The following is a 25,282-nucleotide window of genomic DNA, read 5'->3' as shown; positions in this document are numbered from 1 at the left end:
GGTTACTTTAATGTAAAACAATATCTTATATTGACATTATTTTTTTAAATGATCTAATTGTATCACCTTATTTAGAGTCTAAATGTCGTGCCAAACTTGTCATATCTGACAGCAGAAAATGTTATTGTTGTACCTTTGGATGCACAAAATAATCCAGACTATTTAAATTTATTAATTAATAAAAATAGTGAACAAGTCACTATGCCAGCCTCCTTGACTAAAGTGTTGAGTACAGTTGTGGCTTTGGAATCTAAGATAAATATTAATGAAATTTTTAATGTAATTGATGAGGATGTAGTTTCAGGAAGTGGTTATAACCTTCAAGATGGGGATCAGGTTTCACTAATTGATTTACTACATAATATGATGCTTCCATCATCTAATACCGCTGCAAATTGCGTAGCTCGTGTGCTTGGTGAGAGGATGGGGGGAGACAGACAAACTTTTGTAGAAGCAATGAATGTAAAAGCACTGTCAATAGGTATGAAAAACTCAAAGTTTTTTAATCCATCAGGACTTGCTCATGGAAAACAACTCTCAACACCTATTGATTTAGCTAAACTAGGTGTTTATGCCTGTCAAAATTTAGTTATGCAAGATATTTGGTCAAAATCTGAATATAAAATGAAGGTACTAGGTGTAAATCCCAGAGTTGAGAAAATTAAAACTTCAGTGATGGCTATTCAGGATCAAGAGTTTTGGGCATTAGGTGGTAAAACTGGAAGTTTAGGTGATTTATACAATATTATCCTGTACTTTCAACTCAAAGATGGCCGTAAAGCATTGGCTGTTACTGCCCGATCATCATCTTCAGATGGAAGGGCGCTTGATTCTCAAATTATTGCAAAATATTGTAATGAATTACTTTAAAGTTAATTGAATGAAATTTACTATTAGTACCTTTAATCCAGTCAAGTGGTTAATTAATATGGTGATTAGGTTGAAAGATAATGATTAAGTCGGCGCTTCAAAATCTTGAAATACTGAAACAGCGATGGGCTGAAGATCTATCAGAGTTTTTCGTAAAAAAACTTAATCATAAAAATAATTCTCGAGCGTATGTAGATGATAAGCATAAATGGTATCAGTATTCAAATGAAGAAATTACATCACTTAATGATAAGAATTTTTTAAAAACTACATATCAATTTTATGATGAGTTACTAGAAGTATATCCAGAATACATATCGATGAATGTGCTGGGGCTGGATGAACAGTTAAATGAGATTAGAGAATACATATTTAAGCCATTTAATATTGGAAAAATGAGAACCTCTCCAAAAAGCATAAATAAATTCCCACAAATCTTGATCTATGCGGGTCAGCATGGTCAGGAGTGTACTTCACAAATTATGCTAATGTTATTTTTTCATGAGTTAATGCATAAATATAATGAAGACTTATTTTTATCTAGAATAAGATCTACATTTCAAATCAGAATTATACCCTGCATGAATCCTTGGGGGGTTAGACATACACGAAGACGGAATTCAAATAACGTAGATTTAAATAGAAACTTTCCAAGTGGATGGAGTGAAGCTAAAGGATCTAAAGGCAAGCATCCATTGTCTGAAAAGGAAAGCAAAGTCTTTATCATGTGGTTGGAGAGGAATCATTCTGAGTCCCTTTGTATCATTAATATTCATGATCATGGTGATCCTGCATTAACCTGGGGGGCAGCGTCTCATAAATGGTCTCAAGAGCTTTTATTTAAGAGTTTTCAAAATTTCTCGGGTTGGTATCATGTCAATATTAAAAAAAATATAGGTCAGAATACCCTAAGTTGGTTGGGACAACCTAGGGAGGGTTATTCTGATAGATATGTTGGAGAAGAATTTGATTTGCCAACCATTCTTTTTGAGTGTCCTTATGTGAATCATCCGCTATTGAGTGCTGGTTGGGAGTGCGTCAGAATCACTAGCAGACAGATATTGGTCGAAATATTTAATACTTTACTTGATTGCAATCGCTGCGAAAAACATATTTAGACTAAAAGCTAGAATATGGCAAGGATACTTTTAGGGGAGTAAATTTTTTCTTATTAGCAGAGATGCTTTCGAAGTTGAGGATAAACTCTTCAATGTTTGAAACATCAAGAGATTGAATATCAGTAAACGCATACTCCCACCATTTTAATGATATTAATTTGTTGATAGTCTCTTCATCAAATCTGTATTTGATTACCTTTGCAGGGTTCCCGCCAACAATTGCGTAGGGCGGAACATCTTTTGTTATTACTGAGTTTGCTGCAATAACAGCTCCATCTCCAATGATCAGGTCACGCTTTAGGACGGCACCTGCTCCAATCCAAACATCATTACCTATGATTAGTCCGTGGTTTCGACTAGGGTTAGGAAGTTTAAAGTGGCGAGTGTTTTGATTGTTATCCTGGATAAATTTTTTAAATATAATAAAGTACTTATCGTAAGTTGAGCTGCTAGTTGTAACCCATTCATACGGATGTCTTACTCCAATAACACTTACATTCTTGGCGATTGAGCAATACCTGCCAACAATAGTGTCAGTTGGTAATGAACTCCAAGAGTATGAAAAGCTTCCCATACTATATATATTGGAACCATATAGAAAAGCCGTGTATGGTTCAATTTGGCAACCATCATCAAAATAAATCTGTTCAGTATTACTGTGCCGGTGTCCGCCATGAGTTTTAAAAAAAATATTTTTATCTGCCAAAAAGTATTTCAATTCTAGATATGACTTATTCATAGTTAAATTTCAGATTGATTTAGATGTTCTAATTATATGTTTTAATTGTATAAAGTTCAAAAATCTATATTACCTACGTAATAAAAATCTTTAAATATCGGTTAAATTTTTCATATAGAGTAGCAATGGCTCAATAGAGTAGCTATCTATTTGAAATTATTGCCCCAGATATCGTATTAGCGGTTTTTTTACACCCAAAATTTAGGAGGAAACATTGCACGACTTCATAAAATAAGTCCTTGAGACATTAGAGCCATTTACCATAGCCATCGCATCATTTGTGATGGCTTTTTTTATGACCAAAATTTAGGAAAACGTATGAATGATCCAATCAGCATCAAAGGCTTGCCATGGATTTTTAAAATCCTAGCGGCTGTCATTGGCGCAATCTTTGCACTAACACTCTCTGGTGATATCGACACTGAAGGCCGCATCAAAATAACGCTTGGCGTAATCATGAAATTCACTTTTAGTGTTGCGATTAGTTTGTATGGCGGCTCAGCATTTATCGAGTATATGGACCTCGCACACTACTCACATATGGCGCAAGGTTTCGTCATGTTGATTTTTGCCATCTTTGGGATGTTGATGATTGGTATTTGGTACCAAGCCATTCAATTACTCAAAGGTAAGTCTATTGGTGAGCTGATTGTGGAAATTAAGTCCGCATTCAAAGCCATGTTTAAGTAAATAATATTTAAGTTATAGCCGCCTTTTATGGCGGTTTTATTTTGTCTGGAGAAAAGTAGTGTCTAAGAAATTAACAACTGAACAAATTGAAAAACAAGCTGCATCATTGGGTATCTCAGTAGCGGCACTTCGAGCCGTAATTGAGATTGAATGTAAGGGTAGTGGCTTCAATAGCGACCAAACGCCAGTTATCCTTTTTGAACGTCATGTTTTTCGTCAGCGTTTAATTGCAAATGGAAAAGCACAAGCTGCCGAACAGGCCATGCGTGAGCGACCAGATCTATGCAATAAGAATGCAGGTGGATATGGTTTATATTCTGCTCAACATGGGCGTTTAAATGCAGCAACTCAATATCATCGAGACTCTGCACTTGAATCTGCCTCATGGGGATTAGGTCAGGTGATGGGCTATCACTGGAAGTCATTGGGATATCCTAATTTACAGAATTTCATCAATACAATGTACCGAGATGAAGCATCACAACTTGATGCCATGTGTCGCTATATCAAAGTGAATAATTTAGTCAAAGCGTTGCAAAACAAAGATTGGAACGCCTTTGCACGTGGTTATAACGGCCCTGCATATGCCAAAAACAGCTACGACATTAAATTAGCCAATGCTTATAAAAAGTGGGGTGGGAAGTGAACCTACACCTCATCTGGAAATATAAATACTGGATCGCAATTGTGGTCCTTTCTTTTATCTGCTTCGGGCAAATGGCCTATACCAATCATTTAGCTGACAATCTTAAAAAGGCTGAAATTCAATGTCAGCAAAAGATTCAAAAGCTTAAGGATGATCAGCAAAAAGAATTAGTCAAAGCACAAGATAAGGCAAACCAAGCCAGTGCTGACTATGAAAAACTCAAATCAGAACAGCGAGTGAAAAATGAAGTTGTTATTAAAGAAGTGCAAAAAATTATTGATCGGCCTATGTATCACAACGTCTGTATTGATGCTGACGGCTTGCGTCAGCTCAACAGTCTTATCGCCACAAATACCAGCTAATCTACTTGTGCCTTGCCCTGATCTGCAGTTGTTGGAATCAGGGCAGGGTAGCGTATTAATTCTGTGGTCGCTTGATACAGTGATTAAATACAATGAGTGTCAGGTTAAGCATGGTGCTTTGGTGAAAGCCCTCAGGTGAGGGCTTTATTTGCATTTTACTACAAAGCATCTACAAGTTTTAATTTTGGTTTATTTGGATTAGTCCCAATACCATACATGTAGTATAAATCGTCATTACAAGATTTTAGTAAAAATTGCATATCTTTAGGCATATATTCCAAATCTTGGGTATGAATATTTATAATCTCAGTAATGTTTTTGGGTGTTTCGGCTAGAATATCTAATTGCGATGGCTCCTTTGTCTTATACCCTAACTTGTTCATTTCAATCCAAAGGTATTTTTGCTGGTGTTGACTAATGGCTCCGATATCTCCTGCCCTGTAAAGCATAGAACTCATTGAGGAGAGCCACATTGGTTTGAGTTGTGCCAATCTGGTTAGGGTTAATTTACCTTGTAAATATGGCTTAATATCGTCTGTAGGCATTAATAAACAACTTGCAAATTTATTAGCCTCATCCTCCATATCGTCACCTGTTGGAATTCTATGCATAATAATATGACCGAGCTCGTGTGCCAGAGTAAACCTTTGACGGCAACCAGGTAAACTTTTATTTAAGAATATACAAGGTGGTAGATCAGGCGGTCTCATAGTTACCCCGTCCACTGATAAATCATCAAAGTCACATAAAAAAACCATACACCCTGCACGCTCAATATAATCCATAAGGTTATGTATTGGGCCTTTGGGAATTAGCCAAGCTTGTCTGACTTTTTCTGCAATTTCTTCAGGAGTGTATTCGTCTGGATCGAGGTCTAACAGAGGAAGATCAGACTCCAAATCAATTGATCTCAGAAGCCTTTTTAAATGAAGAATGCGAATATTTAAAATGGCTTCTAGTTTATCCCTAGATTTCTTGGTTACACTTGCTTTTCTTCTATAGAGCGGACCGGCATGGACACTTGGTGGTAATCCATATATACGATCCATCTCATAAAAAAAATCTACTGGATATTTAAGAAAAATAGATAGTTTCTTCAATAAATCCAGAGAAGGGTCTGCTACAAGACGACCCTCAAGTTTTGAAATCATAGCCTGAGATATTTCACATTCTTTCGCTAACTCTGATTGACTAAAACCTCTTGATTGTCTTGCTAAGATTAGCAAATCAGCATTAAAGGGCATGTTACTCACCTACAGTTTTGTGCTCTTTATCAGGTTTGACTGATTTGAGCTTAACCCGTTTCTTAACAGTAGAAGTTGTTGAGGTATTGGGTTGGGTTGGGTTGACAGGAATTGTTGGAGTTATTGTTAACTCAGGATTTTCCCTATATTTGAGACTAAGCGTCCAAGAGATTGTGCGTTTATCTCTAGCAACAGCAACGACATCAATTATTGAAGATTCAAGCTTATCTAGTTCGTATTGAATTTCTATTCGTGGAAGGAGCCCGATTTCAGGTAGAGATTCATTGGGGTCATGAAAACCCAAGGCCATACCTGTTGGAATGTTGCTCGACTGCCGAGAAGCCTTTCCTTTTTTAATACGGAATACAAGCTCTTGCTTAATCATAAAGTTATAGGTTTGATTATTATTGTATGGTTTTATGGAAAACTCTCTATCAGACTCTAGTCCAAATTCATTTTTAGCATGATGAATTATTTGATCCCAGATAAAATTAGATCTACCTCGTTTTGAACAGGATGGATTTTCTTTGATTCTAGCCAACCAATCATTCCAAGCAAGATCGAATACTTTTAGTAGGCGAGCCGCATAAGGTGATATTAGTTTCTCAGCTTTTGTTTTGCTTATATGCATAAATGTTAGACCTAAAATTATCGATAATTTCATTATTTTAATCGTAAACAGAAAAAAAACAAGCATTCTATAACTAAAACTATAACCAATGCGGCTAAAAAAAGATCAATTTTAATCTATGTGTATATATTTTCACTTAATCTGATTTTCCTAATTCCAAGCAGTTCGTGGCAGAAGCGGCTGATGGACACGCAGTTGATGTCGAGCGACTGATGGACGGGTGGCCTGAGTAGTTTCATTACGATTTTAAAATATAGTCAAATAATAAAAGCCTTATTCAACAGAGTAAGGCTTTCAATGATAATTTAGTAAAGGCAATTAGATGATGACCAATCTTTAATAATTCCTTTTTTATCAGTAATAAAATTATCTACACATAAACGTGGGTTATTCAGATATGGATCATTAGAACTATTTTGTGTTTTCTTAAAAGTATATTGAGAGCCGCCATCAGTCCTTTTATGAACCCCCCAAGGGCTACCTCTTTGCATAATTAAATCATCTATCGATTTACCCACCCAAGCCTGCCTTCTATTTTTAAACTCATTAGCTTCTCGCTCTTTTTCTATCATAGCCTTAGTTTGAGTATTTGATCCTACTGAACCTTGGTTTTTATGCTTTGGTCCAGGAACGCCTGTCAGTATATAAGTTATATCAGATACAGTATTTAAATGCTTTTGTGAGCAACCACTCAAAATTATCATAGATGTAACAATAGGTATTAATATAAATATATTTTTCATATCCTTGTCTCAAAAAGTGAACAAATAACTTTTATGATACCAAAAAATATAAGTTCTTGTAAATTAAATAATTTTTTATGCGGATCTATTCTAATTGATGGAATAGTGTTCATACAGTATATCAAGGTCGATATTAATTTAACCTTTAACATTATCAACCCACTAAAATAATCTTACTCCATTACCATCTCAGCACCGTCCCAAAACTCTCCCTTCTTTCCTCGCATAAATCTTTCCAAATCAGCTTTATCAACAAAACGTTTTGCCTTTTCATAATCCTGAGTCCAGCTATAACCTTGAGCTGCGATCTGATCCGCATCGGTATCATACCAACCTTCACCGTACTCAAATTCTTGATAGGATGAAAGATAAAGACCATTCTTTTTTAGGTAAGGGAATCTCATGGTAAATTCCTTGAGTTATGGCTAAATCACAAATCTGTCAACCAAGATTTATTGCTAAAAATGGGATTTGTCAACTAAATAGACATCCAAAAGCTTCTTATTAGCGGTCTACTACAGTCTACTTTGAGTAGACCAAGAGTAGACTATAGAAATATTGCAACAGCTATCCATGTATTGCGTGATATTGCAATAATGTATATAAGTGATTGATATATTGATAGATAGTGTGTGGGATATTGTGATGTATTGCGAGAAATTGTTGTATTTTATAATAAATCTTAGAATTATGAGTCCGCTGCTCTAACCAACTGAGCTATAGGCCCTATAAATTAAATGCATTTAAAATCAATGCCTTTTAATGGTTCCCAATTCTACACAATAAGAAAATCATTTGCAATAATTATATTTGTAGGCGTTTTGTAGGCGCCATAGATTATTGCATGCTATTGTATAGCTTTGATAACGTATCGCATTCTATATTATGTCTAGTCAAAAAACAAAGCTCACCAAGACATTTGTCGATTCTTTACCCATGTCACCTAATAAGCAGGTATTTTATAGGGATTCAGAGCTTGTAGGCTTTGCATTACGTGTTACGTCTTCAAAGGTATATATAGTTGAAAGAAGATTAGGAGCAGGTACATCTTCTGTTCGAGTGGCAATCGGGAAACATGGAGATATTACTTTAGCTCAAGCCAGAGAAAAAGCTCAAATATTACTGGCACAGATGGCAACAGGTATTAATCCTAATCATTTAAAGAAAGAAAAACAGTTTAAATTTGCAAAGCAAACAGCCTCTATAGAAGCCCAACCAACGTTAAATGACGTATATAGCGCTTACAAGACTGAGCGACAATTAAGTGAAAAAACATTGCGTGATTACAATCAATGTATGGATGACTATTTTGCTGATTGGAAAGATATAAGGCTAATCGATATCACTCATAGGATGGTTCGAGATAAACATGTTTTATTAACGAATAGATCTAAGGCGAGAGCAAATCTCGCTATGCGCTTTTTGCGTGCCTTATTTAACTTTTCAACTGAGTATTATCTAAATTGGGGGGATAAAAATATTATGAATATATCTAATCCTGTTAACATTCTAAATGCTACAAAGTCGTGGAATGAGGTAGGACGTAGAGCAGGATATATTCGAAAAGATCAGCTTAAAAATTGGGTTAATACGGTGTTGTCAACTGAGTGGATAGGACAGCAATATTATAATCATAATGCATTTACCAATCAGGATTTTATGCTCTTTCTACTACTTACAGGATTTCGCCGTGAGGAGGCAGAGTGTTTAGAATGGAAAAATGTTGATCTTAAGCATGGAACAATAACAGCTATAGATTCTAAAAATGGTGACCCTCTAATCTTGCCAGTTGGACCAGTATTGCTTCATATTCTAAGGGCTAGGTTCGCTAGATCAGATTTAAAGCCTTATGTATTTCAAGCAAAACAAGGTGAAGGTCATGTGATGAATCGGAGTAAAGCAAGATTAAAAGTGGCAGAAATATCTGGAATAGAATTTACATTCCATGATTTAAGACGAACGTTTATGAGTTTAGCTAATAGTATTAATATTGACTCATTTACGTTGAAAAGATTGATTAATCATACTGCTGAAGCTTCATCTACAGTTATCACTGATAGCTCTATGCAAGTTTCATTTGATAATTTAAAGGCTGCAATGAGTGATATTGAAAGTGTGGTTTTTGATGAGAATGCGATAAAAACGCTCTATCAACGCTCATTTAAAAAAGTAGCTCAACATCAAGATTATATTGAAAGTGCTATTGCCTTAGAATTAGAGAATAAGCGAGCTTGAGTGATGAAAAGAGCAAAGCTGTCAGATATTAATTAACCAATTGATTTAAAATAAATAATTTGAAGTACCTTATATAAGGTGTATTATATTGATTTTAGATATTCTCTAATATTATGGTATGGCATGATTGAAGATATTAGATACTTAATCGTTTTTGCTAAAATTGCTGAAATAGGCTCTATTAGTAAAGGGGCTAGAGCGATAGGTCTATCTAGTGCAACGGCAAGTCAATATCTTACAAAATTAGAAAAAAATTTAGGATGTGCACTGTTCTATAGAAATACTAGAAAAATAACATTAACCCATGATGGGGAAAAACTTTTAGAAACAGCTAAATCGATATTAGAAACTTATGAACAAGGGATTAATGGCTTTAAAAATAGTGCAATAATTGGAAGTAAAAAATTAAATATATCAATCCCTGCTATTTTTATTCATGGGGAGTTTATGAAATATATTACTGATTTTATAAAAGATTTCCCTGATTTAATATTAAATATTACTTGTGATGATGAAAAAAAATGACATTGTTTTTGAAAATATTGATGTCGCCTTTAGAATAGGGGAACCTTTGGATAGTTCACTAAAATTTAAGTATTTATTTGATTTACCTAGAAGTATTGTTGCAACAAAAAGCTTTCTTAGTACTAATAAAGAGCCGAAAACACCACATGATTTGGAAGTAATGAGTTGGATCGGTTTGAGTATGCGTCCACATTCAAGGATATTGAAAAACCATATCAATGGAGAGGAAATAAAAATTTCCTATCACCCAAACATTTGTGTAAATAATGTAGAAGCTTCTTATCAGTTAGCTAAACTTGATGTTGGCTTGGCTGCACCACCTAATTATTTAATTAAAAATGACATTATTAGAGGTGATATTGTAAGAGTTTTACCTGATTGGGAGTTACAGCCTTTACATGTATATGCTATTTGGCCATCAAATTTACCCATCAATAGTATTGCCTATGCATTAATTAATAAAATTTATAGTTCATTTAGCGGTAAGAACGCTAAATATCATATATATAGAAATGAATACTAAAGAAAACCCCATCAATCTGTTAAACAATAAAATACGCTTATGATTTTTCAATATAACAGATAATTTTTCCCCTAATAGTCCCCACAATGCTAAAGATAAATAACAAACTAGAAAATATATACAGATAAATACTATGAGAGGGATGGTCGTATCTGGTTTGGAAAATAAAGCAATACCTGAAGCACATGCAATCCATGCTTTAGGATTCGACCATTGTAATAAGAAACCATCTATGAAGTTAGGGGCAGTACTATTATGATTAATTTCAATTTCTGCTTTTGATAAAAGTATCTTATAGCCTATATAAATAATAAAAGCAGAACCTAGAAAACTTAATAATTTAAAGATAATAGGATAGAAATTTATTACTTTAGAGAAGCCAAACCCTATACATATTAAAAGTAATACAAATCCAATAGTTGCTCCTGACACAAAAGGAAGGGTTTGAATAAAACCACGATTCAAGCCCATTGAGAGGATGGTTATATTTACTGGACCAGGAGAAATCGACATACTCAATGAGAATACGAACATGCTTAAAATTATTGCTAATGACATCTCTAATATCAACGTAAAACTATCTAGGTGGTTAAAGGTTACAGTCATAAGATAGATAGAATTAGTCTGTTTTTATCAAAAACTGTTTTAGAGATTTTCGATATTGAACATTTTAATGTAGTGCTTAAGTAAATACTATGCTGTGATAATGCAGCACTGCATACCTGGTACTAAAAAGATTTTGATTTATATGGATAAAATGGCATTCATGGATACATTAATATAGGTATGATTATATTTAAGAAACTATTGTTGATATTGAAAAAATTGGAATTACTGTGAAATTACCGCATAAGATTAAAGAGTTTATTGGGAATAGTGTTTTAACTGTCAATAAAGTTGGCCAATCTCCATCGAATGTGTATTCTTTTGAGCGTAATGGTGAGGCATTTTTTTTGAAAAGCTCAGACATACAGTATGCTCAAACAACATATAGTGTTTTACGTGAGGCGAAGATGATATCTTGGGTATCAGATAAAATTAAGGTACCTGAGTTGGTGTTATATGAGTCAGATATGAATTCTGAATTCATGATAACGAAAGCCGTAAAGGCACAACCTATATCAAATTTAATCTTAGAGTCTCGACTATGGATTGATTTATATCAAGAGATTTTAAATCAACTGAAATCTGTTTCTACACTTAGTTGTCCATTCTATTCAGACATTAGCTCACGTCTATTGGAGTCTAAGCTTTTTATAGACAGAGGGTTATTAAACCAAATGGAGGATGAAGTTGAATCAGAGTTATGGGGAAACCATCAAAGCTATTTGGAATTGTGGCAAGAATTAGATCGAGATCGAGTCAAGGAAAAACTTATTTTTAGTCATGGAGATATTACTGATAGTAATATTTTTATAGATCAGTTTGATCAATTTTATTTTTTAGATTTAGGCAGAGCAGGTTTAGCTGATGAGTTTGTTGATATAGCATTTGTTGAGCGTTGTTTGCGTGAAGATCACTCAATTATTAGTGCAAACAGTTTTCTTCAGCAACTTGTATATGATGATCCGCAAAAGCGTTTATACTTTTTAAAGCTTGATGAATTAAATTAGTCGAAATATGTCAATTTTTATAAGAGCATAAGGAAGAAATTGGTTTATATTTTTTGAAAGAAACATGTTATTAGCAGATATATTGGAATTATTATGATGCAATTTGCTTATTCTCGCCAAGATATTAAAACTTGGGAGCAACGCTGGTTTTCTCAACAAAATAGTTCTTTTGCCTTGATGCAACAAGTTGCGTGGACTTTACATAAAGAGTTATTAGAACTCTTCAAGGATCAAAATAAAGAAAAATTTAAAATTGCACTATGTTGTGGTCAGGGTAATAATGCAGGTGATGGTTATTTAGTTGCTGTATATTTGAAACGTGCTGGATTTTTAGTTGATATTTATGCAGCGGAACTGGGCCAATCATTAGACTTAGCAAAAGCTCGTCAGTGTGCTGAAAATGATCAAATTAACATTATTTCAGGTTTTGATTTTAAATTAGAATACGACTGTTATGTTGATGCTTTATTTGGTATAGGGTTAGACCGCCCACTAAATGAATATTGGCAAAATATTATTCATAATATTAATAGCCGAGTTGGTATAAAAATTACAATTGATATTCCTAGTGGTTTAAATGCTAATACGGGGCGAGCATTACCTTGTGCAATTAAGGCAGACTATTGTTTTACTGTATTAGGACTAAAGATTGGACTCCTAACAGGACAAGCGCAAGAATATACTGGACAAATAAAACTATTAGATTTAATTCCAATAGATAGTGGTTTGATTCCATTAGCTTATATTAGTCCAACACATATTAAACTAAATAAACGTAAGGCTTATGGACATAAAGGAGATTATGGCCATGTGGTTATTGTTGGTGGTCATGAGCAGATGGGCGGGGCTGTAATCATGGCTGCCGAAGCTGCTTCGTGTGCTGGTGCGGCGAAGGTAACAGTTGTTTGTCATGCAAAACATCATGTCGCAATTCTTAGTCGATCACCAAATTTAATGCTACGTGATATTGATCGAATGACCATTTCTGACATTCAGGAATTGTTGCAGCAAATTGATGCAGTGTGTATAGGAATGGGGCTAGGTCGAGATCAATGGGCTGAACAGCATTTTACACACTGGTTTGCTGAATTGAATCGCTCTTCTGTTGATGTTGTCTATGATGCTGATGCTTTGTGGTTTCTTGCTAAGTACCCATCACAATTAAAAATAAAAAGTTATGCTACACCACATCCAGGTGAGGCAGCGACCTTATTACAACAATCAGTTGCTACAGTTGAATCTGATCGGGTAGCTGCAATTAAGAAACTACAGCAAAATTATGGTGGACAGTGGGTATTGAAAGGTTCAGGCAGTTTAATTTTGCAGGAACAATTATGGGTTTGCAGAGCTGGTAATCCAGGCATGGCTACAGGAGGAATGGGCGATATCTTGGCAGGTATGATCGCAGGCTTAAAAGCTCAAATGGGAGAGCAAATAGCGCTACATCAAATTGTTACTCTACATGCATTGGCAGGTGATGCTCTAGCTCAGTATGGAATGAGAGGAATGCGAGCTCAAAAAATGATTGAAACGATTTATGACGTTGTTAATTTAGAGTGAAGTTGGGAATTTGCATACTCAATTTATTAAAAAATATGCATTTAAATATGAATTAAACATGTCAATTTAATATATGTATGTTTTATTTGTTTGATATTAGAGAACTTGGTAATTTTATTATGTTTTATGTAAAGATAAATAATATATATAAAATAGTAATAAAATCAATAGGTAATGAGTTTTAAAACTATAGAGAAAGTTACCGCAAGCGAAAAAAACACATAAATTGCTATTAAAACTTGTGTGACTTTTATCACATAGTTATAATTCGATCACAAAGTACTTCACATAAAAAGGCAGTAGTTAAGAGACCTAATTTTGGAAGTCAATAATCAAAAACAATTATGATAATAATAAGTCAAAATAAGAAAATTTAGCGTGATCCCACCATAATAGGTGGGTTTTTTTTTATTAAATATTAGATTTTTTACTATAAATTATAATAAATAGTATGATTTATTATTATTTATTTTTATGTGTTGGATTGATTCCAAAGTTAAATACCCTGATTTAATAGTTATTTTTTTGTATGTTGAATTATGAAATATGTTAACTATTAGATTGTTTTATAAATTACATTAATATAAGTTTTATATACAAAAAATATAATCAAAAATAGCATTTATAATTTTAACACTTTAGTTATATTGAATATAATGAAAATAAGAAATTTACCAAACATCGTTGTTGAGTGGGATATGACTTTAGAAGTGGGTAGTGTTGTGGTTTTTGTGTTGGGTAGCCCTGAAATGATTGTATACTCTATTAAAGATACAAAGGTAAAATGTAAATGGTTTTGTACTCAAGGCCAATTACATCGTTCAGGTTTTAATAAGAGAGAACTTATAGCGACTGGGCAGAAATTTACAATTGATGAACCTAAAAGAAAGTTGACTGATGAAATTGTTAAAAGTTAGTTTTGTTCGCTATTAATATATTTTTATAAAGTATAGATTTCTTTTTTTATAAAAGAATATTTTAGTGTATCTAACTAAGCGCTATGATAAGTATAAGGTTTAAAAAAATTATATAAGTTTTAGGGTAAGTAATCTTATTTGCTTCGTCATATTTATTTTTTGTGGGTAATAAGTATTGTGTAGCTGTTTTATAATGTTTATATTTAATGGTCAAATAATTTATTTTTTATGATTGGTTAAATAGACTCATTGTGAACTTTAAATGATTAAGTACTAATAAATTACATATAAAATTTTGATATAGTATTTTGGCTTATTTAAAGTCGTGTATTTGTGTTTATAAATCAGTCTAACATAGATTTACGTCTATTAAGTCAGGCGTAATGAGCTGGAAAAGGTTAGGAGGCTATGTCGGTCTTTCTTTTTTTGTTTAATACTTACTAAAATAAAGTGTGTTTTTTCTCAACTTTTTTGTGTATTTAATTAAATACATTGGGTTTTTATTGGCTGATATTCAGTTAGAATAGCCAATAAGATGGTAAATATGCTTTAAATGATGAAAAAAAATAGAAATTTATTGATTTTGATAGCAGTATTAGGAGTGACTCCTAATATTGCAAACGCGCAACAACTTAGTTTTTATGAAACACAAAAACAAGCGCTTCAAGGGAACGCTTCAGCACAGTTTAATCTTGGCGTGATTTACGATGAAGGTAAGGGTGTTGTTCAAAGCAATAGTGAAGCACTGCGTTGGTATAATAAAGCTGTAGCACAAGGTCATAAGTCGGCGCAGTATAACTTAGCATTGATGTATGCTCATGGACAGGGCGTCAGACAAGACTATGCAAAGGTTTTTGAATTGATGATTAAAGCGGCTGAACAAAATGATGCTGATTCGCAGTTTTATTGTGCAATGATGTATGAAAAAGGCCAAGGTGTTGATAGAGATGAAAAGGCTGCAAATACTTGGTATTTGAAAGCTGCAAATAATAATCATAAAGATGCGCAAGCAACATTAGCAAAATACTATTTTAATGGTAGTAATGGTTTAACCAAGGATAGATCTCAAGCACTTATGTGGTTAAAAAAAGCTGCAGAAAATGGTCATGAACAGTCTAAGTTATTATTAGAAAGTTTAGAAAAATCCGTTTAGTCCAGTCATGTAAATTTATATGAATGAATTAGACATTTAAAAAATGGCATTATTCAAAGATCTTCTTAAATATGAAATTGTTTAATTTGCATGTAAAAAATGCTGCAATTCTCGACCAAATTTAAAAGGCTCAGTTAAAAGTGGAGTGTGTCCAGAGCGTTCAAATACTACGGATTTAGCATTTTTCATTCTTTCAGCAATTTCTAGCTGACCTTGTGCTGGATATAGGGTTGATTTTGCGCCAATAAAAAACGTAGTCGGGCAGTCTAATCCAATGATGGCCTTACGATAATCCTGTTGATGATGTAAATAATTATTGATGTACCAAGCCATATAGTCTAATCGTTGGATAGGCAATAAATGTTTTTGTAAGGATGGTTGTTTTAGCGCTAATTTGAAGAGTAGAGGGCTAATTTTATTACTGTCCTGAAGCTGTATGAAATTAAGCCACATATTTAAAAGTTGTTTTCGAGGTTGTACTTCAAGTTGTGCTAAAGTTTGTTTATCTTGATGTTGTGCTAAGAAATCAGAGATTGATTGTAGTAGCTCAATAAATTGAAAATAATCCTGACCAAACAAGCCATAAGACCAATTAAAATCAGTAGAGATTTTAGGAGTTTGGTCAATATGGAGATAACTTTTTAATTTACTTGAAAGATGCCCATATTGCATACCATGCATTGCTGTGCTAGCACCCATTGAATAGGCAATAAGTTTAAATTGGTCAAGTTCCAGTTGTTCTATTAGACACTTAATATCATTCCAGTGACTTGTAATCGCATCCAAATGCATTGGAATTTTACAGTGCTTTGACCCACCAAAACCGCGCCAATCAGGAATAATAAAACGGTGAGTTTTTTTACTTGATTGTAAGAAAGGAAGCCATTGCCAACTTTGCATACCTAAGCCGGAGAGAACTAGTACGGGATCACCTTGACCAACTTCACGAACATGAAGTTGAGTGTCGTCAGTCATTGAATAATATGGCATCAGTACTTACTCCTTAAGGAAATATACAAAAATGAAAATTAGTGTTGATCCTGAAATTGTTGTAACTGTGGAATTAACTGTTCTAACCATGTAATCCAGCCAAGTTCTTGATTAATACCTAATTGCAAAATCATTTTATGTATGTAGGTGGTTTTTTCCTGTAGATTGGGTTGAGAGTCGGATATTGCAAAGTCACGATTATAAATCAATTGATAGATATGTAGATTGTGACGATGTAACTCAAGATGACGCTGCAGTTCAGGTAAAAGCTGTGATGTATTTAATTGTGCCTCCGCGCGCAAACGTACCATGAGTTCCTCACGTAGAGGTGCAGGTGGACTTTGTTTGTAGATCCAATCTGCTAATTCGGCCCGACCAGAGGCTTCTACTTGATAGGTTTTTTTACGACCAGTGTAATGCTCATCTTCTAGAGTGGAAACCCAACCCTTCAAAAGCATATTGTTGAGTTCTCTATAGATTTGTTGGTGTGTAGCAGGCCAAAAAAAGCCCATAGAGCGGTCAAAACGACGTGCCAGTTCGGAACCTGTACTTGGTTTTTCAATTAAACTGGTGAGTAAAGCATGAGAGAGTGACATCGGCTATATCAGTCTAAAATGAGCATGTTAGATATTATGCAACATGTTGCATTAAAAACAAAACTAGATTATAAAAAACTGCTGATCAAAACTAGCCTTACGCTCGCCAACTGCCAGCAGGAGTACTTATGTCACATTATCCCTTTTTATTTGAACCACTTGATTTAGGATTTACCACATTAAAAAACCGTATTTTGATGGGGTCAATGCATGTTGGGCTTGAAGAACATGAACATGGCTTTGAACGGATGGCTCAATTTTATGCTGAACGTGCTAAAGGGGGAGTTGGATTAATTGTGACAGGAGGAATTGCCCCGAATCAGGCAGGTGTCACTTTTGCTGGCGGATCCAAGCTAGAAACATTTGAAGAAGCTGAACCTCATAAGCTCATCACTCAGGCCGTACATCAGGCAGGTGGTAAAATTGCTTTACAGATTTTACATACAGGTCGTTATTCATATCAGGCTGATATTGTTGCACCTTCAGCTGTGCAAGCACCTATTAATCCAGTGAAGCCCCATGCATTAAGTTCTGCAGAGGTTTGGCAGACTATAGCCGATTTTGTGAACTGTGCGAAGTTAGCAAAATACGCTGGATATGACGGTGTCGAGATTATGGGGTCTGAAGGCTATTTGATTAATGAGTTTATTGCAGCGCGGACTAACCACCGTGATGATGAGTGGGGTGGCAGTTACGAAAATCGAATACGTTTAGCAATAGAGATCGTAAAACGCACTCGTGAGGCAGTAGGTGAAAATTTCATCATTATCTATCGATTATCTATGCTTGATTTAGTTGAGGGTGGTTCAAATTTTGATGAAATTGTAAAGCTTGCACAGGAAATTGAAAAAGCTGGTGCAACAATTATTAATACTGGGATTGGTTGGCATGAAGCACGTATTCCGACTATTGCAACAAAAGTACCACGTGCTGCATTTACTTGGGTGACTCGTAAGTTAAAAGGGCTAGTGAACATTCCACTCATTACCTCAAACCGTATTAATACCCCAGAAATGGCAGAATATGTGCTAGCAGAAGGTGATGCTGATCTAATTTCGATGGCACGTCCAATGCTAGCAGATCCTGAATTTGCCTTAAAAGCTTCACAGGGACGTAGTGATGAGATCAACACTTGTATTGCCTGCAATCAAGCTTGTCTCGACCAAATTTTTACTCAACAGGTAGCTTCTTGTTTGGTTAATCCTCGTGCTTGTCATGAAACCGAACTTAATATGTTAGCAGCAGAGAATAAAAAAACGATTGCGGTCATTGGAGCAGGGCCAGCAGGGCTTAGTTTTGCTGTTAACGCAGCTGAACGAGGACATCAGGTGATGCTCTATGATGCCTCCACACAAATTGGTGGTCAGTTTAATATTGCAAAAACAATTCCTGGCAAAGAAGAGTTTTACGAAACGCTACGTTATTTTAAACGTCAAATAGAATTACAACCGAATATTAAATTACATCTATCTCATAAGATGGATTTTGAGAAACTACAGCAACATAACTTTGATGAAATTGTTATTGCTACAGGGGTAACACCACGGCGTTTAGAAATAGAAGGTTTTGATCATACCAAGGTATTAAGTTATTTAGATGTACTGCGTGATCGTAAAACAGTTGGGCAACGTGTGGCAATTATTGGAGCTGGGGGAATCGGTTTTGATACTGCTGAGTTTTTGAGTCATCGTGGTCAAAGTGGCAGTCAAGATCCACAAAAGTTTTACGATGAATGGGGGATCGATACTCAATACGCTCACGTTGGTGGTTTAAAAGCTGCTAAAGTTGAAAGTTCTCCACGAGAAATTTATTTGTTACAACGTAAATCTAGCACTGTTGGTGCAGGTTTGGGTAAAACTACTGGATGGATTCACCGTACTGGATTAAAACAACGTAATGTACATATGCTTGCTGGAGTCAGTTATGAAAAAATTGATGATTTAGGTTTGCATATTCGTATAGATGACCAAATTAAAGTGTTAGATGTTGACAATGTAGTGGTATGTGCAGGCCAAGAGTCTTATACAGCAATGTATGAGCAACTTGTTGAGGCTGGTCAAAAAGTTCATTTAATTGGTGGGGCATTCCAAGCAGGTGAATTAGATGCTAAGCGAGCCATTAGACAAGGTGCTGAGCTTGCAGCAAAAATTTAATTGAAGTTCTCATAGAGAATCATTTGCTTAGAATGTGAAATGGTTGAGTGAAATCAACCATTTTTCTATTTATATTGGCTTAATCGTAACGTCGATAATGCCCAGTGAAATGCTGGCATTCTTTTTGTTTGCTTTGTACGACTAAGAGTGCTTTGTGAAAAGTCATTTGATAGCTACAACGACGATCATTATCTAGAACAGGCTTTTTAGGATCAGGTGAACTGTAGGCAAGTAACATCCTTTGTTGTTGGTTTTTATTGTTAGGATTTAAATAAGCATTACCTTCAATTTTTATACGATCAGTACTGAGTTGATGCACCATGATATGCACTTCTGGTATCGCAATTTTACCTCGATTATATTTGATAAAGTGCTGTGTCATACTTTGATTCATGGATGTATAAAAATTAAGCTCCTCACTGCGTAGATCAATTTGCTGTTCAAAACAACGTCGAGTTGTACATTGTTGTACTCGGTTGAGCCAGAGTTGTTGTGTCTTTTCTAAAAGCTGTATTGGGGCATCTGTGGCAAGATATGCTGTTAGGTATTTATCATTGAGTAATAAACGTTGTTTTTTTAGCTCATTGCCACACAGCATTTTTTTCCAAGCTTGCTGATGGGGATTTTCGCAAGGGATCGCTTGAGCATGGCTTATCGAGCTGCTGAAAATCGCTAGGCTGCTTAAACTTAAGAGGGTTAAAATAGACTTCATCGATAAATAATCTGTTTTGATCAGCATGATCGCTTATACTTTCCAAATGCTTGCATACTTACTATAGCGAAAGAGAAAGTATGAATACAAGATTTCATATTAAAAACTGCACAGGGGGAGATTTTATGTCAGTACAGATTCGAATTGGTCAGGGTATTGATGTACATGCATTTGAAGATGGAGATTTTGTTACGCTTGCTGGCATTAAGATACCACATAATCAAGGTTTAAAAGCACATTCTGATGGTGATGTTGTGTTACATGCATTGTGTGATGCACTATTAGGCTCTCTAGCTTTAGGCGATATTGGTCAGCATTTCCCTGATACCGATCCTGAATTTAAAGATGTAGATAGCCGTAAATTACTTCAACATAGCTATCAATTGATCTTAGATCGTGGCTATCAACTAAATAATGCTGATATTACTGTTGCATGTGAACGTCCTAAATTGTCGAAATACAATCTAGAAATGCGTCAGAGTATCGCAAATGTACTCCATGTGGATGTGACCCAAATAAGCATTAAGGCCACAACGACAGAGAAGCTAGGTTTTACAGGACGTCAGGAAGGGATTTTAGCCACAGCTATAGTTTTGGTTTCACATCAAACAAAATAGTTAATGCTATGGATTTGTGTCTTCAACTTGTTGTAAAGACATTTCTAATTCTTGAGTGGCTTTACGGCCTTGTAACTGTAGAGTCACGGCATGAATTAAACCTGTCCATGTTGCATTGGGTTCCCAAAGTTGATGTAAAAATTCTTGTGCAGTTGGTAAATCAATTTCCATTGCAAATTGTTGATATAAATACATCAGGCTACTTACACGATAGCCATTTGGACAATGTATCCAAATGATTTTGTTTTGTACTAATGCGTTAATTAGATCTAAAACCAAAAGGCATTGTTCATCGGCAGGACATTCCCAATCTATTGGAATATGTAAGTAATTGAGTCCTAAGGCAATACAGTGTTGATCTTGGTCTGCTAAAAATTGTTCTTCATGACTCAAACCTAGATTGATAACAGTATCTACACCATATGATTTTATTTGTGCAAGCTGCTCTACACTGGGTTGGGCAGATGTTAAGAGATGTTGGTGTATATAGCGAAAATGGGTAATTTGACTGAGCTGTTGTTCAAGATTGTTCATGTGACCGTTAACTAATAACTAAAAAAGTAAATATAAAATATAAGTCTAAATATAGATCAAGGAAAGCTGTAGCTAGCAATAATCCACAACAAAGTAAAACGCCATCGGGTAGATGGCGCTTTATTCAGCATTAACGTGTTGGAAGAACGTTCTTTAATGCTGCATCCATTTCAAGCAGCGTATTTTCAGTCGTTTCCCAATCGATACAACCATCTGTGACTGATTTACCGTATTCAAGTTGATTGAGATCTTTAGGGATGTCTTGACGACCTCCTTTGAGATGACTCTCAACCATGATACCAACAATAGATTTATTACCATCTAAAATTTGTTCAGTAATATTTTTCAGTACCAACGGCTGTAGGAATGGGTCTTTATTTGAATTGGCATGGCTAGCATCAATCATAATCTTGTTGCTCACCTTCGCCTTAGCCAAGGCATTTTCAGTTTCGGCAACTGAACCTGCGTCATAGTTTGGTTTACCATTACCACCACGTAAAACAACGTGTGCATATGGATTACCTTTGGTGCGAATTACTGAAACTTGACCTTGATCATTTAAGCCCAAGAAACTATGCCCGTGTTTAACGGATTGCATCGCATTGGTTGCAACAGTTAAGCCACCATCTGTACCATTTTTAAAACCAACTGGAGACGAAAGACCTGAGGACATTTCACGGTGAGTTTGGCTTTCGGTTGTACGTGCCCCAATCGCTGACCAAGAAATCAAGTCTTGATAGTATTGTGGTGAGTTCGGATCTAGGGCTTCAGTTGCGCAAGCTAATCCTTTTTCATTCAGTTCCAACAAGAGCTTACGGCCAATACGTAAACCTTTTTCAATATTGAATGAATCATTCATGTCAGGGTCATTAATTAGACCTTTCCAACCAATTGTTGTACGAGGCTTTTCAAAATAAACACGCATGACAATATATAAAGTATCTTTTACTTTTTCGCTAAGCACTTTTAAGCGGTCTGCATATTCATGTGCAGCTATAGGGTCATGGATTGAACATGGACCAATCACAACAAACAAACGTTTATCTTTGCCATCTAAAATATTGCGGATTGTTTCACGACCATGTAGCACTGTTTGATAGGCCTGACCATTTAAAGGAAGTTCCGCTTTTAATTTTGCTGGAGTTACAAGAGGTTGAATGCTTTGAACATTCACGTCATCAATATCAGATTGTACAAGAGGGGTAGACTTAGGTGTATTCATTTGCCGTCACTGGGTAATCATACAGTTGAGTAGAAATTCGCTTGAATATAACACGAATTGTTTAATGTTTAACACGGCTAAAGCAGAATAAGTCTAGGATATTTGTCGGGTTGTGATATTTTTCGGTGTATTTGTATGGAGAATTCAGTTTAGATTGTTTGTTGGCACTGAATTTAAAAAAATAAGCTTAGTTCTGCTATGTTAAGATGTGCTTGCTTTGCAGGGGATATCATGTTGAATAATCAAAAATTACGCATTGGAATAGTGGTTGGTGAAGTTTCGGGCGATACGCTTGGGGTTAAATTGATGCGCCGTTTCCAAGAATTGGGTATTGAAGCAGAATTTGAGGGTGTAGGTGGTCCACAAATGATTGCTGCTGGATTAGAAAGCTTTTATCCAATGGATATTTTTTCTAAAATGGGTATCGTTGAAGTACTCAAAGACTTAAAAAAGTTTTTCGCCATTCGTGATGAACTGGTGGAGCGTTGGGCTAAAAGACCAATTGATATTTTCATCGGGATTGATGCGCCTGATTTTAATCTGCGTTTATCTAAAAGTATAAAACAACATCATTTACCAACTAAGACTGTACAATATGTAAGTCCTTCAGTATGGGCCTGGCGACAGGGACGAGTCTATGGAATAAAAGAGTCTATTGATCTGGTTCTATGTTTATTCCCATTTGAAAAAGCTTTTTATCAAAAATTTAATGTTCCAGCAGCATTTGTTGGCCATCCTTTAGCAACAGAACTGCCACTTGATAATCCAATTGCTCACGCAAAGCAAGCACTTGGATTATCCGTAAATCAGCGCCATATTGCCTTATTGCCAGGGAGTAGGCAGGGAGAGGTTGAACGTTTGGGTCCCATGTTATTGGATGCTGCTCAAATATTGCATTATAAATTCCCAGAAGATATTTTTATTATTCCTGCAATCAATGCTGCAAGACAACAACAAATAGCACAGTTATTAGAGCACTATCCTGATCATTTTAAACGTCAAATCATGTTGTTAGAGAATCAAAGTGCAGAGTCTAGTATTGGTCGACAAGTAATGGATGCCGCAAATATTGTTGCTTTAGCATCAGGAACCGCAACTTTAGAAGCGATGTTAATGCATCGACCTATGGTATCGTTTTATAAGTTAAATTGGTTAAGTTATATTATTATCAAGTGCTTGGTAAAAATTCCATATTATTCTTTACCTAATATTATTGCAGGAAAACGTGTAATCAAAGAACTTATTCAGCGTGAAGCAACCGCACAGAATCTTGCGACTGAAATTGAACGCTTGATGGATGTTGAGGTTGGACAGATTCAGACCATGCAGTTTAAAACTTTACATAAAAAACTATTGGCTGGAAATAGTGAAGATCCAGCTCTTGCTATTTTAGAGCTGTTAAATATCCACATAAAGTAATATGAGTATATGACATCCAAAATAATCAATAGCCGTATATCATAAGGTATGTACGGCTATTATTAGAATTATGAGAGATCATTCAGCTCGAATAATAAGTTCATAACCTGTGTATTTGCGAATGTTAATCACACCTGTATCAAGCATTAAATATTGCCCTTTAATTCCTTGTAAGACTCCACGGATGATTGGTGTTTTATCAAGGTTATGTGATTTAATTTTTTCAGGATAGCTGTTTATTGGATAAATAAACTCACGTGGGGATTCATTTTCAAGCAGTTCAACATTTTCATTGAACTCTAGTTTTTGACTAAACTCTTCACGAATCGTTTGAATTTTGGGGCTAAATTGTTCAACTAACTGGTCTCGAATTTCGAGCAAGTTTAGAGGTTCAGCTTGTCCTTTTAATAATTTGCGCCAGTCTGTTTTATCGGCAACTTCATTTGCAAACATGGTCTCTAATTGACCAGATAAGCGCCGTGATCCGACTTTCATAATCGGTAGGGCTTGAGTTGCACCTTGGTCGAGCCAGCGTGTAGGCATTTGTCCTAAACGGGTAATCCCCACTTTTAATGCGCTTGAATTTGCCAAATAGACAATATGTGGTTGAAAGCAGACTTCGTGCGCAAAACTATCTTCACGGCAAGTACCCAAATGGTAATGACAAGTTTCAGGTTTCATAATACATAGGTCACAAGATGCTTTGGTTTTAAAACATTTAAAACAATGCCCTTGTGAATATGATTTAGGTGTAGAATTTCCACACGAGACGCAGTAAATTTTACCAGTCCATTCTATTTCAATTTGTTGACCAAGTTGAAAGGGTAGATCGACTACGGTACGGTCTAAATTAAACTTATATTCAACATTTGCTTGATGTAGGGATGGATCAGTTACATTATTCTCTAACAGAGCTGCATGCATTTTATGACAAATGCCTTGTCGTTCCATTGCTAATTTCTCACTCGATATAAAAGGTACAGTCATGGCTGAGCAAAATGTCATCACTTTGATGCTAGACGATTTAGCACAACAACAGCCGATTCAGACTGCAATTTCCATTGGATTAAATTTGGCGAATGATTCATCAGATTTGAACATTCAATTTAGCCATTTTAACGCATCTGCATTTTTAAATCTGCCTTTTCAACAACGATATGATATTGCCCTTGTGCAATTAAATGACTCTGACTTGTTACAGTTTAGTTCCCAGCAAAAGACACAGCTAATTGTGAAATTGCGTGATTTATGGGCTAAACGTATTGTGATTTGTGCGAATAAGGCAGATGAAAAATTAATGCGTGCTTTGGGTTTTCAGCAGTTATTTGATTACCAGTTAGCTGAACAACAATGTATATGGCTATTTAATATTCTGAATTATAAACATGTTCCAGATTGGCTAAATGCTAAATATTGGGCTAATCCTGAAAATTGGGATAAGTACCGTTGGTAATATATCTGCTTTGACCG

General features: G+C 35.2%; 26 protein-coding genes and 1 pseudogene. 15 read left to right on the top strand and 12 right to left on the bottom strand.

Translation table 11 applies throughout. The features are described 5' to 3' along the window. The first annotated feature begins 96 nt into the window (after positions 1–96). Positions 97–870 (top strand): D-alanyl-D-alanine carboxypeptidase family protein, encoded by a 774-nt coding sequence (locus RFH42_RS10920; protein WP_308975624.1) that lies wholly within the window; start codon positions 97–99, stop codon positions 868–870. An 80-nt stretch (positions 871–950) separates the two neighbouring features. Then, positions 951–1,988 (top strand): M14 family metallopeptidase, encoded by a 1,038-nt coding sequence (locus RFH42_RS10915; RefSeq protein ID WP_308975623.1) that lies wholly within the window; start codon positions 951–953, stop codon positions 1,986–1,988. Between the two features lies 1 nt (position 1,989). Here the strand turns inward: RFH42_RS10915 and RFH42_RS10910 are convergent, their stop codons facing one another. After that, positions 1,990–2,694, bottom strand: coding sequence for a CatB-related O-acetyltransferase (locus tag RFH42_RS10910; protein ID WP_308975622.1), 705 nt, complete (start codon positions 2,692–2,694; stop codon positions 1,990–1,992). A 351-nt stretch (positions 2,695–3,045) separates the two neighbouring features. Between RFH42_RS10910 and RFH42_RS10905 the strand changes: the two genes are divergently transcribed. The 3 genes from RFH42_RS10905 to RFH42_RS10895 are packed head-to-tail and all read left to right on the top strand — an operon-like array spanning position 3,046 to position 4,425. After that, entirely contained in the window at positions 3,046–3,417 is a 372-nt protein-coding gene (locus RFH42_RS10905; RefSeq protein WP_308975621.1) for a hypothetical protein, read from the top strand. 58 nt (positions 3,418–3,475) lie between these two features. Further along, complete coding sequence (locus tag RFH42_RS10900; protein ID WP_308975620.1) at positions 3,476–4,063, top strand: N-acetylmuramidase family protein; 588 nt, start codon at positions 3,476–3,478, stop codon at positions 4,061–4,063. Further along, complete coding sequence (locus RFH42_RS10895; RefSeq protein ID WP_308975619.1) at positions 4,060–4,425, top strand: hypothetical protein; 366 nt, start codon at positions 4,060–4,062, stop codon at positions 4,423–4,425. The genes RFH42_RS10900 and RFH42_RS10895 overlap by 4 nt, the downstream gene beginning before the upstream one ends. 158 nt (positions 4,426–4,583) lie before the next feature. Here RFH42_RS10895 and RFH42_RS10890 read toward each other — a convergent pair whose 3' ends face one another. From RFH42_RS10890 to RFH42_RS10875, 4 genes are all read right to left on the bottom strand, one after another. Further along, the gene (locus RFH42_RS10890) at positions 4,584–5,669 is read right to left on the bottom strand and encodes a helix-turn-helix domain-containing protein (protein WP_308975618.1); all 1,086 of its coding nucleotides are present in this window, start codon (positions 5,667–5,669) and stop codon (positions 4,584–4,586) included. 1 nt (position 5,670) lies between these two features. Next, entirely contained in the window at positions 5,671–6,300 is a 630-nt protein-coding gene (locus tag RFH42_RS10885) for a hypothetical protein (RefSeq protein ID WP_308975617.1), read from the bottom strand. A gap of 305 nt (positions 6,301–6,605) precedes the next feature. Then, positions 6,606–7,043, bottom strand: coding sequence for a hypothetical protein (locus RFH42_RS10880; protein ID WP_308975616.1), 438 nt, complete (start codon positions 7,041–7,043; stop codon positions 6,606–6,608). Between the two features lie 173 nt (positions 7,044–7,216). After that, positions 7,217–7,447, bottom strand: a complete 231-nt coding sequence (locus RFH42_RS10875) for a hypothetical protein (protein ID WP_308975615.1) — start codon at positions 7,445–7,447, stop codon at positions 7,217–7,219. A 481-nt stretch (positions 7,448–7,928) separates the two neighbouring features. Between RFH42_RS10875 and RFH42_RS10870 the strand changes: the two genes are divergently transcribed. Together RFH42_RS10870 and RFH42_RS10865 are read left to right on the top strand one after the other, a co-directional pair. Next, positions 7,929–9,278: a tyrosine-type recombinase/integrase gene (locus RFH42_RS10870; protein WP_308975614.1), complete on the top strand. Its 1,350-nt coding sequence runs from the start codon at positions 7,929–7,931 to the stop codon at positions 9,276–9,278. A gap of 123 nt (positions 9,279–9,401) precedes the next feature. After that, positions 9,402–10,326 (top strand): annotated as a pseudogene (locus RFH42_RS10865) (LysR substrate-binding domain-containing protein). On the opposite strand, the gene RFH42_RS10860 reads toward RFH42_RS10865, so the two are convergent. Then, positions 10,276–10,884 carry a LysE family translocator gene (locus RFH42_RS10860; protein WP_308975613.1) on the bottom strand — a complete coding sequence of 203 codons (609 nt, stop codon included), beginning with the start codon at positions 10,882–10,884 and terminating at the stop codon, positions 10,276–10,278. The pseudogene RFH42_RS10865 and the gene RFH42_RS10860 overlap by 51 nt on opposite strands. Positions 10,885–11,162: 278 nt before the next feature. On the opposite strand from RFH42_RS10860, the gene RFH42_RS10855 reads away from it, so the two are divergent. From RFH42_RS10855 to RFH42_RS10840, 4 genes are all read left to right on the top strand, one after another. Next, the gene (locus RFH42_RS10855; RefSeq protein WP_308975612.1) at positions 11,163–11,939 is read left to right on the top strand and encodes an aminoglycoside 3'-phosphotransferase; all 777 of its coding nucleotides are present in this window, start codon (positions 11,163–11,165) and stop codon (positions 11,937–11,939) included. A 93-nt stretch (positions 11,940–12,032) separates the two neighbouring features. Then, positions 12,033–13,499: an NAD(P)H-hydrate dehydratase gene (locus RFH42_RS10850; protein ID WP_308975611.1), complete on the top strand. Its 1,467-nt coding sequence runs from the start codon at positions 12,033–12,035 to the stop codon at positions 13,497–13,499. Between the two features lie 656 nt (positions 13,500–14,155). Next, the gene (locus RFH42_RS10845; protein WP_308975610.1) at positions 14,156–14,416 is read left to right on the top strand and encodes a hypothetical protein; all 261 of its coding nucleotides are present in this window, start codon (positions 14,156–14,158) and stop codon (positions 14,414–14,416) included. Positions 14,417–15,017: 601 nt separating this feature from the next. Next, positions 15,018–15,569, top strand: coding sequence for a tetratricopeptide repeat protein (locus RFH42_RS10840; RefSeq protein WP_308975609.1), 552 nt, complete (start codon positions 15,018–15,020; stop codon positions 15,567–15,569). An 81-nt stretch (positions 15,570–15,650) separates the two neighbouring features. On the opposite strand, the gene RFH42_RS10835 is transcribed toward RFH42_RS10840, so the two are convergent. After that, a complete protein-coding gene (locus tag RFH42_RS10835) occupies positions 15,651–16,559 on the bottom strand; it encodes an alpha/beta fold hydrolase (protein WP_308975608.1) in 909 nt (302 codons plus the stop codon). 38 nt (positions 16,560–16,597) lie between these two features. After that, positions 16,598–17,155, bottom strand: a complete 558-nt coding sequence (locus RFH42_RS10830) for a PadR family transcriptional regulator (protein WP_308975607.1) — start codon at positions 17,153–17,155, stop codon at positions 16,598–16,600. A gap of 128 nt (positions 17,156–17,283) precedes the next feature. On the opposite strand from RFH42_RS10830, the gene RFH42_RS10825 reads away from it, so the two are divergent. Further along, entirely contained in the window at positions 17,284–19,308 is a 2,025-nt protein-coding gene (locus tag RFH42_RS10825; RefSeq protein WP_308975606.1) for an NADPH-dependent 2,4-dienoyl-CoA reductase, read from the top strand. Positions 19,309–19,387: 79 nt separating this feature from the next. On the opposite strand, the gene RFH42_RS10820 is transcribed toward RFH42_RS10825, so the two are convergent. Then, positions 19,388–20,047 (bottom strand): A1S_1983 family putative colistin resistance protein, encoded by a 660-nt coding sequence (locus RFH42_RS10820; RefSeq protein ID WP_308975605.1) that lies wholly within the window; start codon positions 20,045–20,047, stop codon positions 19,388–19,390. Between the two features lie 98 nt (positions 20,048–20,145). Between RFH42_RS10820 and ispF the strand changes: the two genes are divergently transcribed. Further along, complete coding sequence (ispF, locus tag RFH42_RS10815; protein ID WP_308975604.1) at positions 20,146–20,637, top strand: 2-C-methyl-D-erythritol 2,4-cyclodiphosphate synthase; 492 nt, start codon at positions 20,146–20,148, stop codon at positions 20,635–20,637. Between the two features lie 6 nt (positions 20,638–20,643). Here the strand turns inward: ispF and RFH42_RS10810 are convergent, their stop codons facing one another. Beyond that, positions 20,644–21,171, bottom strand: coding sequence for a protein tyrosine phosphatase family protein (locus RFH42_RS10810; RefSeq protein ID WP_308975603.1), 528 nt, complete (start codon positions 21,169–21,171; stop codon positions 20,644–20,646). A 130-nt stretch (positions 21,172–21,301) separates the two neighbouring features. Beyond that, entirely contained in the window at positions 21,302–22,393 is a 1,092-nt protein-coding gene (locus RFH42_RS10805; RefSeq protein WP_308975602.1) for a 3-deoxy-7-phosphoheptulonate synthase, read from the bottom strand. Between the two features lie 234 nt (positions 22,394–22,627). On the opposite strand from RFH42_RS10805, the gene lpxB reads away from it, so the two are divergent. Further along, entirely contained in the window at positions 22,628–23,812 is a 1,185-nt protein-coding gene (gene lpxB / locus RFH42_RS10800; RefSeq protein ID WP_308975673.1) for a lipid-A-disaccharide synthase, read from the top strand. A gap of 78 nt (positions 23,813–23,890) precedes the next feature. Here the strand turns inward: lpxB and RFH42_RS10795 are convergent, their stop codons facing one another. Further along, complete coding sequence (locus RFH42_RS10795; RefSeq protein ID WP_308975671.1) at positions 23,891–24,763, bottom strand: DUF2797 domain-containing protein; 873 nt, start codon at positions 24,761–24,763, stop codon at positions 23,891–23,893. A gap of 34 nt (positions 24,764–24,797) precedes the next feature. Between RFH42_RS10795 and RFH42_RS10790 the strand changes: the two genes are divergently transcribed. Then, complete coding sequence (locus RFH42_RS10790; protein ID WP_308975601.1) at positions 24,798–25,265, top strand: DUF6231 family protein; 468 nt, start codon at positions 24,798–24,800, stop codon at positions 25,263–25,265. Positions 25,266–25,282 lie beyond the last annotated feature (17 nt).

It is taken from the genome of Acinetobacter rudis (assembly GCF_031157835.1).
Taxonomy (GTDB): domain Bacteria; phylum Pseudomonadota; class Gammaproteobacteria; order Pseudomonadales; family Moraxellaceae; genus Acinetobacter; species Acinetobacter rudis_A.
This window is presented reverse-complemented; position numbering and strand designations above follow the sequence as displayed.